We start from the raw sequence: 15,013 nt of genomic DNA on the forward strand, positions 1-15,013 counted from the left end.
TATGACCATCGTCGAAACCTCGCTCGTCGGAACAGATCTGGGCCTGACCGGGATCTCCGGCGTCCCCACCGCCGACGGCCCGCAGAAGGTCAAGGAGTTCACCTCCGACCAGGAGGTGCGCTGGTGCCCCGGCTGCGGGGACTACGTGATCCTGGCGACCGTCCGCGGCTTCCTGGCCGACCTCGGGCTGCGCCGGGAGAATCTGATGTTCGTCTCCGGAATCGGATGCTCCAGCCGCTTTCCGTACTACCTCGAGGCCTACGGCATCCACTCCATCCACGGCCGCGCCCCCGCCATCGCCACCGGCCTGGCCGTCACTCGCCCCGACCTGTCGGTCTGGGTCGTCACCGGCGACGGTGACGCCCTGTCCATCGGCGGCAACCACCTCATCCACGCGTTGCGCCGCAATGTGAATATGACCATCCTGCTGTTCAACAACCGGATCTACGGGCTCACCAAGGGCCAGTACTCCCCCACCTCCGAACGGGGCAAGATCACCAAGTCGACCCCCATGGGTTCGGTCGATCACCCCTTCAACACCCTGTCGGTGGCGCTCGGCGCCGAAGCGACCTTCGCCGCCCGCGCCCTCGACTCCGACCGCGCCGGTCTCACCGAGGTACTGCGTGCCGCCGCCGAACACCGCGGCACCTCATTCGTCGAAATCCTGCAGGACTGCCCGATCTTCAACGACGGTTCCTTCGACGCCCTGCGCCGTGACAATGCCGCCGCCCACCTGATCCCGCTTCGGCACGCCGAACCGATCCGCTTCGGGGCCGACGGCGAATTCGCGGTGATACGAGACGGTTTCGGGCTGGCCGTGGCCCGCACCGACGAGGTCGCCGACGCCGATATCGTCATCCATGACGCCTACGCCGACAATCCCGAATACGCCTACGCCCTGTCCCGCCTGTCCGATCAGGATCTCGGCCACGTGGTCACCGGCATCTTCCGCAGCGTCCACCGCCCCACCTACGACGACGCCGTCCGCACCCAGACCACCATCGCCCGCGAACGCCAACCCGTCGGCCCCGATTCCCTCCAAGCCCTGCTCAACGGCAGCGAAACCTGGACCGTCGGCGAGTAGCGGGCGCTGCCTCACGATGTCGGGCGAATCGGTGAATCGAATCGGTCGCTGAACAACCGGCAGCCGGTCGACGCCGAGATCACCGTGGCACGCTTGGTGGTGACTTTGATGGTGATGCCGTCCGGACTCGAGAACCAAATATCGTGCGCCGCGGGTCGATCCTGCATGACCTCGACCGCGGTGGCGCCGACATCGGCCGCGATCAGGTGTACACGTGCGAGGAACTGCGGCCAGATCGAATCCGGGATGGGAACATCCCGGGTCCAGTAGTTCGGCAGATTCATCTCGATGCCCCGCGTTCGGTCGAACGGCCTGCCGCAGTCGCTGCCCCTGCGGTCGTCGATCCATTGCCACCGCATACCGGGGACCAGCTCCGACCCGACGGCCGCGATCTGTTCGACCACCGAACGAACCCGTTCCTCGGTGTCCTCGAGACTCGGTCGGTTCAGTAACTGCCGCACCGCTTCGGCGGTTTCCTGCTCACTCGTCGGCGTATTCGAGTCGTCATCAGCCATCAGCCAGACTCCCATCACAAAGACCATCGACACGATGAATGACACCGTGATCACGACTGAAACCAGGACGATCGCCTTCCACGGCCTGCTCACCGCGGCCCGTTCGGATTCGTGGCATTTTCCGGGATCCCGGCGACGATCGCGGCGAGGTTATAGCCGGAACGATGCGGCTGGCCGGTGGAGCTGTCGGTGCGCGGATACTCCGAATGACCCGAAGCACCCGTATAGGTGACGTTGTCGACGGTGATCTCGTCGGTGCTGAGATGGGTCACCCACGGCATCCGATTCGGGCTGCGACCGAAGGCGTTGAGATTCGCCACCGGGTCGTCGCGCTCGGTCATCTCGTACACATGCCCCGGTTGCAGGCCGAGGTCCTCGGCGGATTCGACCTCGTCGTTGAGCCCGCCGATATTCGAGAGCCAACCGACCTGCGGGACTATCTGCGTGGGCAATTCCCGGCCGAGGCCGGGCGAACCGTAGAAGACCACATCGTCGACGGCGCGCCCGTCCTCCTGAAGGGCCTGGCTTGTCGCCAGCGATCCGTAGGAGTGCCCGAGTGCCGTGATATGCGGATCGTTCCTATTACTCGCGGTATCGAGCCCTTCGTAGAACTTCGCGAGCGGTTTCGCGGCCTCGTCGGCGCGGCCCTCGAACGCGACATTGCCGATATCCAACGCGTTCTTCTGCGGCGGGTCGTAACCGATCCACGCGATCGCGGCGACCGAGTCGTCCTTGCCTTCGGCACGCAGCTGGCGCTCGGACTGGGTTCGGAGGGTGTCCGCCTCACCGACCATGCCGCCGAGCGATTCCCGCACATTGGTGCTCAATCCCGGCGTCGTGACAGCGATATGGTCGGCGGTGTCCGGATCGCCGACCGCGACGGCGGCCCGCACCTGGCGCCCGGACCGGGTGTCGAGCATCAGCAACGTCCGCGGCGGCTTGTTCTCCCTCGGGTCCGGGTTGATCACTTCATCGATTTTCTGGACGTCCCGTAGCCGGCGCTGCCGGTCTTCGAGATCCTGGCGCGCCTGGATATTCCTGGGATTCGCGTCGACCGTGGCGGTCAGCGTGTCGACCTCGCGCTGTAGGCGGGTCCGCTCGGCGGACAGCGCGGCTCGGTTGGCCAGATCACGAATATCGGCGGGCAGTCCGTCGAGAGCGCCGATGGACGCGGGCTGAGTACTGATCATCAAGGCTTTTTCTTCGGGTGTCAGTGCATCCCAGTACTTCTTGTTGTCCTCCGGGCTGCCGTTCTTCGGCGGATCCTTCGGGGTGGCCCCCAGCGTGGGCGCGCTATTGCCGAAAGAGTCGACGGCGGGCAGATCGGCGAAAGCCGCCTCGATCGCCTGCCCGGCCATGGTGTCCGCGTCGGCCGCATGTGCCAGAGCCTGCTTCATGGCGGCGGTCTGCGCGTCGGCGTCGACTGTCAACGCACCGATCGCGGTGCTGTAGCGGTCGGCGTCGCCGTTGACCGAGGAGTAGAGGGACTGTTTGACGCGTTCGGAAATCACGCAGGTGCCGTCGGGCTGAACCTCGAGCAGTTTGCCTTCCGCGGTGTTCTTCGTCGATTGCACCTGGAACTTCGCGGAGGTGAAACTCAGGTCGGCGAGCCGCGCGGCGTCCTGGCCCTTCTCCAGTGCCTCGAGCACGGCGAGGCTCTGCACGCGGACCTGCTCGAATCGGGCGCGCATCGCCGCACCGGCCGCACCCCGCCACGTTTCGCGCGACCCATCGACGGCGCGCCACTGGGTATCCATGCGCAGGCGCAGATCGTTCGCCTGCCTGTCCCATTCGTTCGCCTGTGCGGAGAGCGCTTCGGGCTTCCAGCTCAGTACCTCCGCAACGGTGAGGTGCTTGCTCACCGGTCGCCCTCCCCGGCTGCCGCGATATCTCGCGCGTTCGCGGTATCGCGCTGCTGGAAGGCGATGATCGCCGCCACCGCGGAGCCGCCCATTTCCATCAGCGCCGTACCGGCCGCGCCCATCGCCTTATCCGCCGACCGCGCCGCGGTCCGGCATGCCGCAGAAACGCCGGCACCGGGGAATCCGTCCACCATGCCCTCGGCCAACGCACCGCCGCGGCCGATGACCTGGATCTCCCGGCCGATCGTGCCGAGACCATCGGCGAGTGACCGCACCGCGGCCGGGTCCAGCTCTATATCGTCGTAGTCACCCACACCTGCCCCCTCAGGTTGATCGGATGTACCGCATCCCGGGTCACTATAAGGTGCCGGTGAGTGCGGCACGAGTGGGGAGGAAGCACCGCATGTCCGATATCGACCCTCTTTCCTGGCGGATCGACCGGCTTCAGACGGCGCTGGGACCGGGCGGCACCGCACCGGCGAGCGAGTTGGTCAACGTCCGGGTCGGCCCCGACGGCGCGTTGGAGGCCATTCACCTGACCGACGCGGGCCGCCGCATCGACCCCGACATCCTCGTCACCGAGATTGTGCGTGTCCATGCCAGGGCGCTCACCGAATCCCGCGCCGCGATCGCCGCCGCGATCGCGGACATCGAGAACGACCCCCGCCTACTGGCCCTCACCGCGCGCACCGTGGACGCCCTGAATCAGCCGCTGCCCGCACCCCCGGTGACGTCGGCGAAGCGCGGAGAGCCGACTCCGGAAGAGGACGAGGAAATGGATCGGTATTACCGGCGCAAGAGCTGGCTGGAGCCCTGACCCGCGACGGGTTCAGCCGCGCTTGGCGAAGCCCAGATCGATGACGGCGGCGCGTTCCTGCTCGAGTTCGGCGACGCTGGCGTCGATGCGGGCGCGGGAGAAGTCGCCGATACCGAGGTCTTCGACGATGGAGTACGCGCCGTCCGCACAGGTAACGGGGAAGGAGCTGATGAGGCCCTCTGGGACACCGTACGAGCCGTCGGAGGGGACCGCCATGGAGGTCCAATCGCCGTCGGGGGTGCCGAGCACCCAGTCGTGGATGTGGTCGATGGCGGCGCTGGCCGCGCTGGCGGCCGAGGAGGCGCCGCGGGCCTGGATGATGGCCGTGCCGCGCTGCTGGACGGTCGGGATGAAGTCCTCGCGCAGCCAGGCCCGGTCATCGATCAGGTCCAGGACGCGACGGCCGTCGACGGTGGCGTGGGTGATGTCGGGGTACTGGGTCGCGGAGTGGTTGCCCCAGATGGCGACCCGCGCGATATCGGAACCAGGGGCGCCGGTCTTCTTGGCCAGCTGGGCGATGGCGCGGTTGTGATCGAGGCGGGTCATCGCGGTGAAACGTTCGGCGGGCACATCGGGCGCGTTGCTCATGGCGATGAAGGCGTTGGTGTTGGCGGGATTGCCGACCGCGAGCACCTTCACGTCGTCGGCGGCGCTGGCATTGATGGCCTGGCCCTGCTCGGTGAAGATCGGGCCGTTGGCGGCGAGCAGATCGCCGCGCTCCATACCCGCCGTACGCGGCCGCGCACCGACCAGCAGCGCCACATTCGCACGGTCGAACCCGATCCACGGGTCATCGCTGATATCGATGGACTCCAGCAGCGGGAACGCGCCGTCCTCCAACTCCATCGCCACACCCTCGAGTGAGGCGACCGCGGCCGGGATCTCGAGCAGCCGCAGCCGCACCGGCGTCTCGGAACCGAGCATCGCCCCGGAGGCGATCCGGAACAGCAGACCGTAGGCAATCTGCCCCGCCCCGCCCGTCACGGCAACGGTCACGGGCGCGTTCCGAGCGGCGGTGCTCACGACAACTCCTTGCGGTAGGCGATCACTCGAATCCCACCCTATCGACTCTCACCGCCCCGGAAAGCCGGCCGTGAGCTACGTGACAGTAGTCATCCACCGCAGCACATCGTGCTCTCCGGCACCCCGCACTATTCGTCTGTGTTCGCGTAATACCCGGAAGAAACCGGGAAGGGAGGGCAAACGGCATGGCGCGCACCGATGCATCGCGCGCATCGATGCACGGGCCGCCGGAGTGCGGCGGATGCGCCTCACCCCAGTTCGGCGACCTCGCGGTCGGTGAGCACGATCGGGGAGACCATATCCTTCGCCCTGGCGAGCTGGACGGCGCGGTAGAGGGGGCGGTCGCCCAGCGCCGCGTCGCGGGCCTCGGCGCGCAGCTGGTGGATCAGTACAGCGGAAACGGCGACGGCGGTGGCCAATTGGCTGGTGGCGAGGGCGTCGGCGAGTTTGCGCAGGCCCAGCAGGTGAAGTTCGCGGCCGCTGCCCGCGTCGGTGTACATGGCCAGCGGAATGATCTGGGTGTCGGGCCCGGCCGTGATGCGCAGGACGATGCGGCTGAGCCTGGCCGGGAAGACGAGCAGCTCGATGCCGGTGGCCGTGGACATCTCGATCCGTCGTTCCCCGAAAACCCGCCGCGCGTGAATCGTGGTGCCGGTCAGCCACATCCGCCTGCGCCGCAAGGCCAGCGCATAGCCGATGGTGGGTGCGCCGACGACGAGTCCGATGGCCACCGCGATCGGCCAGTTCACCACCGTCGCCGCGAGCAGCGCCGCGCCGATCCCGATACCCGCCGCGGCCAGCGCCAGCCGACGCAGCATCGGCGCGTACACCTCGGGAGCCACCAAATCGAGTCCGATCGGCGAAACCGGCTCAGCTCCCCCAGGATTCGACTCCAACGACCCGCCTCTCCACAGCCGTGCGCATCATCGGCGCGCCGGACACGTTACCCCGTACAGCGGCATCACGTGCGCCCGTTGCCGCCGGGCAGAACCATCCGCCGGGAGTTTCCCGGCGGCCCGGACAGCAGCCGCGTCGGGCCGTGCGCGTCCGACGAAGCGGCAGACCGGATCGGCCTGACCGGCGGGGCGCGCCGGGACCCGACACACCCCACTCGATCCGGAACTAGCCCGCGAGCGCCGCGCGGAGCACGCCGACGACCTCGTCCAGCGACACCTGCCGTTGATCCCCGCTGCCCATATCCTTCACACCGATGGTGTTCTCGGCCAGGTCGCGGTCGCCGAGCACCAGCGCGAACGCGGCCCCGGAGCGGTCGGCGGCCTTCATGGCGCCCTTGATGCCCCGGCCGCCGTAGGCAAGGTCGACCCGGATGCCCGCGGCGCGCAACTGCGCGGCCAGCACCACCAGGCGCTGTTTGGCGGCGTCACCCAGTGGCACCCCGAAAACCTCGCAGGTCGCCGGACTGCCCGCGGACTTGCCCTCGGCCCGCAGGGCGAGAACGGTCCGGTCGACACCGAGGCCGAAGCCGATACCGGACAGCGCCTGCCCGCCGAGCTCGGCCATCAGCCCGTCGTAGCGTCCGCCGCCGCCGATGCCGGACTGGGCGCCGAGCCCGTCGTGCACGAATTCGAAGGTCGTCTTCGTGTAGTAGTCGAGGCCGCGGACCATGCGCGGGTTCACCACGTACGGCACGCCGAGGGCGTCCAGGTAGCTGAGCACCTGGACGAAGTGCGTCTTGGCCGACTCGGAGAGGTGATCGATCATCAGCGGTGCGTTCGCGGTCAGCTCGCGCACCTCCGGCCGCTTGTCGTCGAGCACCCGCAGCGGATTGATCTGCGCGCGACGCTTGGTCTCCGCATCGAGCGGCAAGCCGAACAGGAACTCCTGCAGCAATTCCCGGTACTGCGGGCGGCAGGTCTCATCACCGAGCGAGGTGACCTCCAGCCGGTAGTCGCTCAGCCCGAGCGCGCGATAGCCCGCGTCGGCGATGGCGATCACCTCGGCGTCCAGGGCCGGGTCGTCCACGCCGATGGCCTCCACGCCGACCTGCTGCAACTGCCGGTACCGACCGGCTTGCGGACGCTCGTAGCGGAAGAACGGCCCCGCGTAGACCAGCTTCACCGGCAGTTGGGCGGACTTGTCCAGGCCGTTCTGGATCACCGAGCGCATGACCCCCGCGGTGCCCTCGGGGCGCAATGTGAAGCTCTGACCGTTGCGGTCGGCAAAGGTCCACATCTCCTTGCTGACCACGTCGGTCGACTCGCCGACGCCCCGCGCGAACAGCGCGGTCTCCTCGAAGATCGGCAGCTCGATATGACCATACCCAGCCAGAGTCGCGGCGCGGATCAGTCCGTCGCGCACCGCGACGAACTCGGCCGAGCCGGGTGGGACGTAGTCCGGAACCCCCTTCGGGGCGGAGAAGCTGCTGGTCTTGGTCACGATGATCCAGTTTCCACCACCGTGCCCCGCCAAGTCCAACCGGTTTACCCGCGACGCACCGTTCGCCGCCACGCACGTTGGGAGGAACTAAGAGGAACTCTAAGGAAGAGATGGCACACTGTTCCCCCGAAAGGACCGGAATACGGGAGGAACGTGTCAGTGCCGAGCAACGAACAGCGACGAGCAGCGGCGAAACGGAAGCTGGAACGCCAGCTGGCCAATCGCGCCGATCGGGCGCGCAAGCGCAAGCAACTCACGATCGCCGGATCGGTGCTCGGTGTGGTCGTCGCGGTCGCGGCGGTCACCGGCGTGTATTTCCTGACCAAGGGCGAGGACACCGGCGATAACACCGCGTCCGAGCCCAAGGACGCCTCGCTCACCGCCGCCCCGCCCGCCGCCAAGGCCAAGCCCGCCCTCGTGAACTGCACCTACCGCGACGGCCGCACGCCCGCCGACAAGCCGGTGCACAAGCCAGAGCGCACCGAGATCCCGACCACGGGCAATAACGCGAAGGTCAGCGTCAGCGTGGAGACGAGCGCGGGTCCGATCGGCCTGACGCTGAACAACGCCGAATCGCCGTGCACGGTGAACAGTTTCATGAGCCTGGTCGACCAGGAATACTTCAACGGCACCAGTTGCCACCGGATGACCGCCAGCGAAGGTCTGAAGGTGCTGCAATGCGGCGACCCGGTCGGCACCGGAATGGGCGGTCCCGGTTACGAATTCGACAACGAGTACCCGACCGATCAGTACGCGGCGGGCGACCCCAATACCCAGTTACCGGTCGACTACAAGCGCGGCGTACTTGCCATGGCCAACGCCAACTCCTCCGCCGGGTCGGACGGCGTCGACGGCAAGGCCACCAACGGCAGCCAGTTCTTCGTCGTCTACGGCAATTCCCAACTGCCGCCGCAATACACGATCTTCGGCACCGTCGACGAGAACAGTATGGAGACACTGGACAAGATCGCCAAGGCCGGCCAGGACAACTCCAACGGACCCGGTGACGGAAAGCCGAACGCCCCCGTAACGATTCAGTCGATCCGACTGGACTAGGCCGCTCGCTGAGCCGGGCCCACCACCGGGCCCGGCTCATTGCTACCGGCCGGAAGTAGACAGGGTAGTGCACCCTAATCGTTCGATAAGGCTGGGCTTACGCCGAAGATCCTCCGAAAGTTACCGATGCACGCCGGAATTGTGCGATATATGCTGTTAACGGCACGTCCGTACGGTTGTGCCACGCACTTCTCGGGTAATCTCAGATGAAGGAGTTCGCGTAGCGTAGCCATCCCTTACAGGGCAACCCCCCGACAAGGGAGTGCCACGACACGAGTCCTCTGGGTGTCCACGTTTGCAGGCGGGGCATTGCCCGACGGACTACAGTTCGCGTGGCGGTGTCCGTGACGAAGCACCACAATCATCCATAGTGATCACTGCAGCATCGGGGAGCAGCCATGTCCGAGGAACTGGACGACATCGGCCGGGAGACCGCGGCCATGATGAGGACTATGTTGCAGCTTGCGACCCTCGTCGCACTGCGCACCCGGGAGCGTGGTCAGAAAGAAGCCGAGGCTCGCGTCAAGGTCACCGATGCCCGTATCAAAGAGGCGCGGGAACTCCAGATTCGTGAAGCGCGCGACGCCAAGGCGAAGGACCCTCGCAACGTCGAGCTGGCGCTCATGGTGGAGAAGGCGGCACCGGTCAAGGGAATCTCCTTGGAGAAGGACCGATTCGCGGCCCAGGCCGAAGCCAGCCGGATGGCTGCCACGGCATCGGCCGCCGCCGCCAACAAACCACTCATCCGATACGACTCCGCCGAGCGCCGGACGGCGATCGCGGCACACCTCGCTCGCATCGGCATCGCCCCGGAACTAGCGGCGGTCCGGATGCTCATCGAGGTCGGGCAGGCACAGCCGATCCAGGAAGCCGCCCGCGCCCGATCCCAGGAACCACCCACCCCCACGCTGGCCCGCGAACAGGAACTCGCCCGCGGGCTCGAGCGCACCCGCTAATTCACCGGGGATCCTCGGGGTCGGTGAACAGACCCTGCACCGGCAACGTGATCGGCAGCGGGCTCAGATTGCTCTGATGCCCGCCCCGCGCGTTGCAGTATTTGAAAGGCCCTTTCGGGTCGAAGAGTTGCGCCATATGCGGATCGGCATGCTTGAGAAACCACATACTCAGACCGGTCGACGGATTCTGGCGGTGGTATTCCCAAGCGCGCCATAGCGCATCGAGCCGGACCACGGCCTCTTGGTGACGCCACCACTCCGGGCACCAGACGGTATCGCTGAGATCGGTGACCTGACGCTGGTAGATCATGCTCAGGTAGTTCTCGACGAATTCGACCACTGTGCGATAGATCCAGCCCTCCGGCCGCTCGTCGTCCTCGTCGACGAAAAGCCCACCGGGTGGGGACTTCAGCGGCAGCGGGCCGATCATGTCCATATGGCCGTTGCGCACGCTGCAGTACTTGAACGGCCCCCGCGGATCGAACAGCCGCTTCATGTGATGGTCGGCATGTTCGAGCAACCAGTGGCTGAGTCCGCCGCGCTCGTCGCGGTGCAGTTGCTCCCAGGCGCGCCATAGCGCGTCCAGGCGCGCAACCGCCTCGACATGGCGCCACCATTCCTGGCACCAGACGGTGTCGCTCAGATCGGTGACCTGGCGTTGGTAGACATTGCCGATGTAGTCCTCGACAAACGCCGCCACGTTGGCGAACTTGGGTTGTTCGTCGCTCACAGTGGCCGTGCCTCCTCGGGCTGCCCGTGTTCCTGCGGTCCGTACTCCTGCGGTGTCACCGACTTGATCAGTGACGGAGATCCGATCAGATCGGTGATTTGGGTCTTGCGCGACGGATCATGCTGCGCAATGGACTTTTTCACCTCGGCAGCGTAGTCGCCGTCCCACCATGCGACGGTGCGGACGAGAACCGGCGGCGCACCGGAGGAGAAGACGATCACCCGGCCCCGCGGCAAGGTCGCCAGACCGTTCACCGAGAAGGTCTTCGACGAGCCGAGCGAGCGCGAATAGCTCTTACTGCCCTTGGATTCCGAGACCGATGCCGAGATCGCATCGTATTCGCCCAGCGCCTCGGACCGGTCGCGCAGGAAGTTCGTATCGTCGACGCCGCTGCCGAGCACTTTGATATTGGCCGCCGACCACAGCGCCGCCATACCGTCCTCACCCCAGCAGCGCGCACCCTGTGCCCAGGATTGCAGCACCGTCATCACCACGATGCCGCGCGAGCCGAAGTGGCTGTACTGCTTGGGCAGATCCTTCCAGCGCACCACGTTGGCGGCCTCGTCGAGCACGGCGAGCAACGGAATCTCGAGGCGACCACCGCGCGACATCGACGCCTTGCGCATGGCCACGTCGATGACCGCCTCGGTGAGCGCGCTGACCAACGGCGCGGCCGAGCCACGCCCCTCCAGCGACAGGCTGTACAGCGTGCCGTTCGCCTCGATGAACGCGAGCTCGTCGAAGAGTTCGCGACGCACGGAGTGACCGCTGGGGAGTTGGGTCTCGCCGGGCGTGACCCACGCGTGCACATTGGTCAGCTTCAGACACCGGATCATCTTCTTCGCCGTACCGAAAACGCCACTGCGCGTGCGCTCATCGGCCTGGTACTGCCCGGTCAGACCGTCCGCGCTGAAGATGTGCCCCGCCTCCCGCAAGAGCCGGATCGGCGTCTCGTCGCGGTGATGGGTCACCCACTCCCATACCTTCGTGATCGGGAGGCCGCCGACCGCGGCGGCCAGGAACAGGCCGGCCAGCAGATCCTCGGCCTCCGGATCGAAGAACGCGTCGCTCTTGGCATCCGAACCGCCGTCACTGTCGGCGAAATGACCCGCCAAGCGGGCCGCGCGCATTTCACAGCCGGAGCGGCTGGGGTCGACCCACTTCAGCGGATCCCAGTACCACGTCGGCTCTTCGGCGGCGACGCCCTGCGGATCGAAGACGAAGGTGGGACTGCCCTTGCTCTGGCGTACATCCCGCGTCGCGTCGACCACATCACGCTTATTCGAGGTGGCGAGCACCGGGCCGATCGCGGTGAGAATGGCCGGGATGACCCGCGAGGTCGACTTACCTTGACGCGGACCCCAGATGTCGATGTGCAGATCCTCGTAGGACCCGTACAGCATGGCACCGTCGGCGACACCGATACCGATGGGCACACCGGGGCTGTCCTCGTAGCCGATGCGCACACCGAGCTGCTCCGCCTTCGCCCGCACCCCGGCCTCGGTGAGCGATGCGATCGCTCCGCCGCTGCCCATCACATCGGCCTTGTCGTCCACCGGCAGCCTGCCCCGCGACGAGCGGGCCTTCATCTGCTTGTGCACCATCAGGACCACCACCAGCACCGCGACCACCAGCAGCACGATCACCGTGGAGGCGGCCGGCCAGGTCAGCCTGCCGCGGGCCAGATCGGCGACGATCTCGATCGGGTTGATCGGAATCCGCTGCGGCGTCGACGACATGGCGTTGCCCAGATGCAGGGCGATCCAGAGGGTCGTGAGCACCGCGAAACCGGCGTAGATGAGAATCAGGCCGATATCCGGCCCGATCGCGGCCGGATCCTGCACCTTCTTTTTCTTCGCCATCTCTGCCTCCTCGAATGGCCTTGCGGTGGTTGATACTTCGGTGGATCAGCGGAACGCGTCGAGCCGCCAGCCCTCGGGTGTGCGCACGACGGTGGCGATGACCGTACTCGGCGGCAGCGATTCCTTGCGCCCGTCCGGGTAGACCACGGTCTGCTCGATCCCGATCTTGTACTGCTCCGTATTCGGGTCGGCGCCGGCGGGCGGCCGCTCCCCCGAGGCGAAGGTGAACGCCTGGACGGTGGCTTTCGCCTTGGCCCAATCCGCCCATTGCAGCGTCTGCTTCGGTGTCTCGGTCACCGAAGACGCGCTGTCGAGCACCCGGATCAGGCTGGGACCCAGCCATTTCCGGGCCCGGTTCAGCGATGTGCCCTGAGCCTCGGCGGCGGGCTGCCAGGTGTAGATCTCCCGCAACGCGGTCACCGCGACGCCGTCTGGTGTCACCGGGTCCGGCGCGGGCGCGCCCTCCAGCAACCGGGTCGTGGACGTGACGGGATGCGACGCACCGGAACTCGCGTCGCCACTGTCGCGCCCACAGGCTGCGCCCAGCATTGCCACGCTCACCACCAGCATCACCACCAGTTTCGCGCGTGCTTTCCCCTTGTCCTTCAAGGTTAACCGCCGGGACCTCACAGTACCCTCCTCATGCGCGCGTCACCGGGCACCGCGACCTCACTCACGCCGCCGCCCGATCGGCCCTCCGAAGCGGGCACGGACTGGATCATCCGTCCGCTCCCGGCGTAGATGCCGACCTGCGCGGGACCGCGCGACCCGAAGGAACTGAACACCAGATCTCCCGGCTGCACCTTGCTCATCGGTACCTCGGCGCCCGCCTCCCATTGCTGTTCGGCGGTGCGCGGCAGGGTGATCGTGCCGGAGGAGGCCGCGAAGACCGCGGCCGCGGTCAATCCGGGACCGTCGAGCCCGCCGCCGCTCGGACCCTGAGGTCCGCCGCCGCCCCACACGTACGGGGTGCCGAGCCAGTCGTGCGCGGCCTCGACGATCTGCTGACCGCCGCCGCCCTCACCCGGGGTGAAGCGCCCCAATGATCCGGGCGCCCGGTACTGCGGCTCCATCGCCAGAATATTGCGCACATACGGCTGGGTCTCGGAGTAGTGCGCCCCCACCTGATTCGGCATCCCGCCCGAGGCGAGCACCGCACCCTCACCGGCGTTGTACGCGGCCAGGGTGAGCGCGGTGATATCGCCCTGCACCCGCCCCTCGGATTGCCATTTCTCGATCTTGTGCGCGATCGCGCACATATAGCGGCCCTGGCCGATGATGGCGTCGCCGTCGTCCCACACGCTGGCCACGCCGTTGCCGTCGGCATCGATGACATACGGCTGTCCGTCGTCGGGGTTGATGCTGGCCGCGGTGCCGGGCAGGAACTGTGCCAGCCCCTGCGCACCCGCGGGCGAGCTCGCGCCGCGCCGGAAGCCGGACTCCTGCCTGCCCTGCGCCGCCAGCAGCGACGAGGTGACCTGTGGGCAGATCGAACCCGCGCGGCGATACCAGATTTCGAGTTCCGCGGGCACCTTGCCCGCGGCCAGCGCCCCGCCCGCGCTGCCGAAGCCACGGTTGCACCGGGGATCGCTGGAGTACCACTGCGCACCACCCAGATCCGGCGTCGGCGCCCCGTCCAACCAGGGCAGCGGATCGATCTGGCGGCCGCCGGTGAAGCGGCCACCGGGGACGATCTCGAAATGCAGGTGCGGGCCGCTGGATTCGCCCGCGGATCCGACGAGGCCGATCTGCTGGCCCGCACGCACCGTATCGCCGACGCGCACCAGGACACCGCTGTCCCACATATGCCCGTAGACAGCCGAGTACGAGCGACCGTTGGTGTCGACCGAGTCGATCACGATCCAATTGCCGAAACCCGAAGCGGGCCCGGCCGCGACGACCCGGCCGTCGGAGACCGAGAACATCGGCGTGCCGTCGGTGGCGGCCATATCGACGCCCTTGTGGTCGCCACCGCGCGAACCGAAGGTGTCGGAGATCGTGAAGGTGCCCGTGGCCAGCGGCAGCGTGCGCCGGATCGGTCCGACCCCCGCCGCGAGCGACGGGGTCGCGGTGAGCGTCGAATTCGCCGGTGCCGTCGTGGATCCGCTGGTACCGGCTGCGGCGGAGGCACGCGGATCTCCCGGCGCGTATCCGCCGAGCGGCGGCAGCGCGGTCTGTGAGGGCCCCAGTACCGAAATCCCCTCGCACGGGTCGTCCACCGACGGCATCACGACCACCAGCACGACCGCGATCAATCCGATCACCGCGCCCATGGCCGCCCACAGCACCCCCTTGGCGCTCACGGCCGCACCCCGCCGACGCTCGGTTCCACCGTGCCGGCGGGCGCCGCGCCGATGGTGCGGGCGCTACGCTCGCTCACGTTCGTCGGCGGGATTCGTTGAGGGTGTCGGCCAGCGTTCGATTCATTTCGGCGGCGGCCGCCAATTGCTGTTGTAGCAGGGCCACTTTGCGGCGCAGGGCGGTGGCGTCCATGCGCTCCAGGCTGGGACCTTCCGCGGCACGGACCCAGTTGCGCACCGAATTGGCGTGCACTCCGATCTGTTCGGCGACCACCCGGCAGGCCTCGGATTCACTGCTGAGTGTGCCGGTCAGCGCGATGACCTGTTCGACGGCGGCCTGGCGCACCTCCGGCGACACTCTGCGATAGGACCTGTGCGGCATCATCGGGCACCCCTTCCGCCGTCGGATAC

Annotated in this window: 15 protein-coding genes; 4 read left to right on the forward strand and 11 right to left on the reverse strand. The window is 67.4% G+C overall.

Annotated features, from left to right (window positions below; translation table 11 throughout):
- Window position 1: 1 nt before the first annotated feature.
- Window positions 2–1,084, forward strand: coding sequence for a 2-oxoacid:ferredoxin oxidoreductase subunit beta (locus AB0H61_RS02725; RefSeq protein ID WP_357298355.1), 1,083 nt, complete (start codon window positions 2–4; stop codon window positions 1,082–1,084).
- 11 nt (window positions 1,085–1,095) lie between these two features.
- Here the strand turns inward: AB0H61_RS02725 and AB0H61_RS02730 are convergent, their stop codons facing one another.
- The 3 genes from AB0H61_RS02730 to AB0H61_RS02740 all read right to left on the reverse strand — a co-directional run bounded on the left by AB0H61_RS02730 (window position 1,096) and on the right by AB0H61_RS02740 (window position 3,775).
- Entirely contained in the window at window positions 1,096–1,599 is a 504-nt protein-coding gene (locus AB0H61_RS02730; RefSeq protein WP_357298358.1) for an LppA family lipoprotein, read from the reverse strand.
- Window positions 1,600–1,688: 89 nt separating this feature from the next.
- Window positions 1,689–3,461 (reverse strand): alpha/beta hydrolase, encoded by a 1,773-nt coding sequence (locus AB0H61_RS02735; RefSeq protein WP_357298360.1) that lies wholly within the window; start codon window positions 3,459–3,461, stop codon window positions 1,689–1,691.
- Window positions 3,458–3,775 carry a hypothetical protein gene (locus tag AB0H61_RS02740; protein WP_357298363.1) on the reverse strand — a complete coding sequence of 106 codons (318 nt, stop codon included), beginning with the start codon at window positions 3,773–3,775 and terminating at the stop codon, window positions 3,458–3,460. Before AB0H61_RS02740 ends, AB0H61_RS02735 begins: the two co-directional genes overlap by 4 nt.
- Before the next feature lie 89 nt (window positions 3,776–3,864).
- Here AB0H61_RS02740 and AB0H61_RS02745 point away from each other — a divergent pair, with 89 nt between their 5' ends.
- The gene (locus AB0H61_RS02745; RefSeq protein WP_357298365.1) at window positions 3,865–4,278 is read left to right on the forward strand and encodes a hypothetical protein; all 414 of its coding nucleotides are present in this window, start codon (window positions 3,865–3,867) and stop codon (window positions 4,276–4,278) included.
- A 12-nt stretch (window positions 4,279–4,290) separates the two neighbouring features.
- Here AB0H61_RS02745 and AB0H61_RS02750 read toward each other — a convergent pair whose 3' ends face one another.
- From AB0H61_RS02750 to hisS, 3 genes are all read right to left on the reverse strand, one after another.
- Window positions 4,291–5,301 (reverse strand): malate dehydrogenase, encoded by a 1,011-nt coding sequence (locus AB0H61_RS02750; RefSeq protein ID WP_357298367.1) that lies wholly within the window; start codon window positions 5,299–5,301, stop codon window positions 4,291–4,293.
- A 248-nt stretch (window positions 5,302–5,549) separates the two neighbouring features.
- Window positions 5,550–6,143: a hypothetical protein gene (locus tag AB0H61_RS02755; protein WP_357298370.1), complete on the reverse strand. Its 594-nt coding sequence runs from the start codon at window positions 6,141–6,143 to the stop codon at window positions 5,550–5,552.
- A 280-nt stretch (window positions 6,144–6,423) separates the two neighbouring features.
- The gene (gene hisS / locus AB0H61_RS02760; RefSeq protein ID WP_357298372.1) at window positions 6,424–7,698 is read right to left on the reverse strand and encodes a histidine--tRNA ligase; all 1,275 of its coding nucleotides are present in this window, start codon (window positions 7,696–7,698) and stop codon (window positions 6,424–6,426) included.
- Window positions 7,699–7,857: 159 nt separating this feature from the next.
- Between hisS and AB0H61_RS02765 the strand changes: the two genes are divergently transcribed.
- A complete protein-coding gene (locus AB0H61_RS02765) occupies window positions 7,858–8,754 on the forward strand; it encodes a peptidylprolyl isomerase (RefSeq protein ID WP_357298375.1) in 897 nt (298 codons plus the stop codon).
- A 398-nt stretch (window positions 8,755–9,152) separates the two neighbouring features.
- Window positions 9,153–9,710, forward strand: coding sequence for a hypothetical protein (locus AB0H61_RS02770; protein ID WP_357298378.1), 558 nt, complete (start codon window positions 9,153–9,155; stop codon window positions 9,708–9,710).
- A gap of 1 nt (window position 9,711) precedes the next feature.
- On the opposite strand, the gene AB0H61_RS02775 is transcribed toward AB0H61_RS02770, so the two are convergent.
- From AB0H61_RS02775 to AB0H61_RS02795, 5 genes are all read right to left on the reverse strand, one after another.
- Complete coding sequence (locus tag AB0H61_RS02775) at window positions 9,712–10,440, reverse strand: DUF4913 domain-containing protein (RefSeq protein WP_357298380.1); 729 nt, start codon at window positions 10,438–10,440, stop codon at window positions 9,712–9,714.
- A complete protein-coding gene (locus AB0H61_RS02780) occupies window positions 10,437–12,302 on the reverse strand; it encodes a TraM recognition domain-containing protein (protein ID WP_357298383.1) in 1,866 nt (621 codons plus the stop codon). Before AB0H61_RS02780 ends, AB0H61_RS02775 begins: the two co-directional genes overlap by 4 nt.
- A gap of 45 nt (window positions 12,303–12,347) precedes the next feature.
- Window positions 12,348–12,911, reverse strand: coding sequence for a hypothetical protein (locus AB0H61_RS02785; protein WP_357298385.1), 564 nt, complete (start codon window positions 12,909–12,911; stop codon window positions 12,348–12,350).
- Between the two features lie 17 nt (window positions 12,912–12,928).
- Complete coding sequence (locus AB0H61_RS02790) at window positions 12,929–14,605, reverse strand: peptidoglycan DD-metalloendopeptidase family protein (RefSeq protein WP_357298388.1); 1,677 nt, start codon at window positions 14,603–14,605, stop codon at window positions 12,929–12,931.
- 73 nt (window positions 14,606–14,678) lie between these two features.
- Window positions 14,679–14,987, reverse strand: a complete 309-nt coding sequence (locus AB0H61_RS02795) for a transposase (protein ID WP_357298390.1) — start codon at window positions 14,985–14,987, stop codon at window positions 14,679–14,681.
- Window positions 14,988–15,013: the final 26 nt, after the last annotated feature.

This window comes from Nocardia sp. NPDC050710 (genome assembly GCF_040654375.1).
GTDB lineage: Bacteria > Actinomycetota > Actinomycetes > Mycobacteriales > Mycobacteriaceae > Nocardia.

Bases quoted from the DNA above. Each gene is read 5' to 3' on its own strand.
- AB0H61_RS02725 (WP_357298355.1), top strand. From the start codon at position 2: ATGACCATCGTCGAAACCTCGCTCGTCGGAACAGATCTGGGCCTGACC.
- AB0H61_RS02780 (WP_357298383.1), bottom strand. From the start codon at position 12,302: ATGGCGAAGAAAAAGAAGGTGCAGGATCCGGCCGCGATCGGGCCGGAT.
- AB0H61_RS02770 (WP_357298378.1), top strand. From the start codon at position 9,153: ATGTCCGAGGAACTGGACGACATCGGCCGGGAGACCGCGGCCATGATG.
- AB0H61_RS02745 (WP_357298365.1), top strand. From the start codon at position 3,865: ATGTCCGATATCGACCCTCTTTCCTGGCGGATCGACCGGCTTCAGACG.
- AB0H61_RS02795 (WP_357298390.1), bottom strand. From the start codon at position 14,987: ATGATGCCGCACAGGTCCTATCGCAGAGTGTCGCCGGAGGTGCGCCAG.
- AB0H61_RS02730 (WP_357298358.1), bottom strand. From the start codon at position 1,599: ATGGCTGATGACGACTCGAATACGCCGACGAGTGAGCAGGAAACCGCC.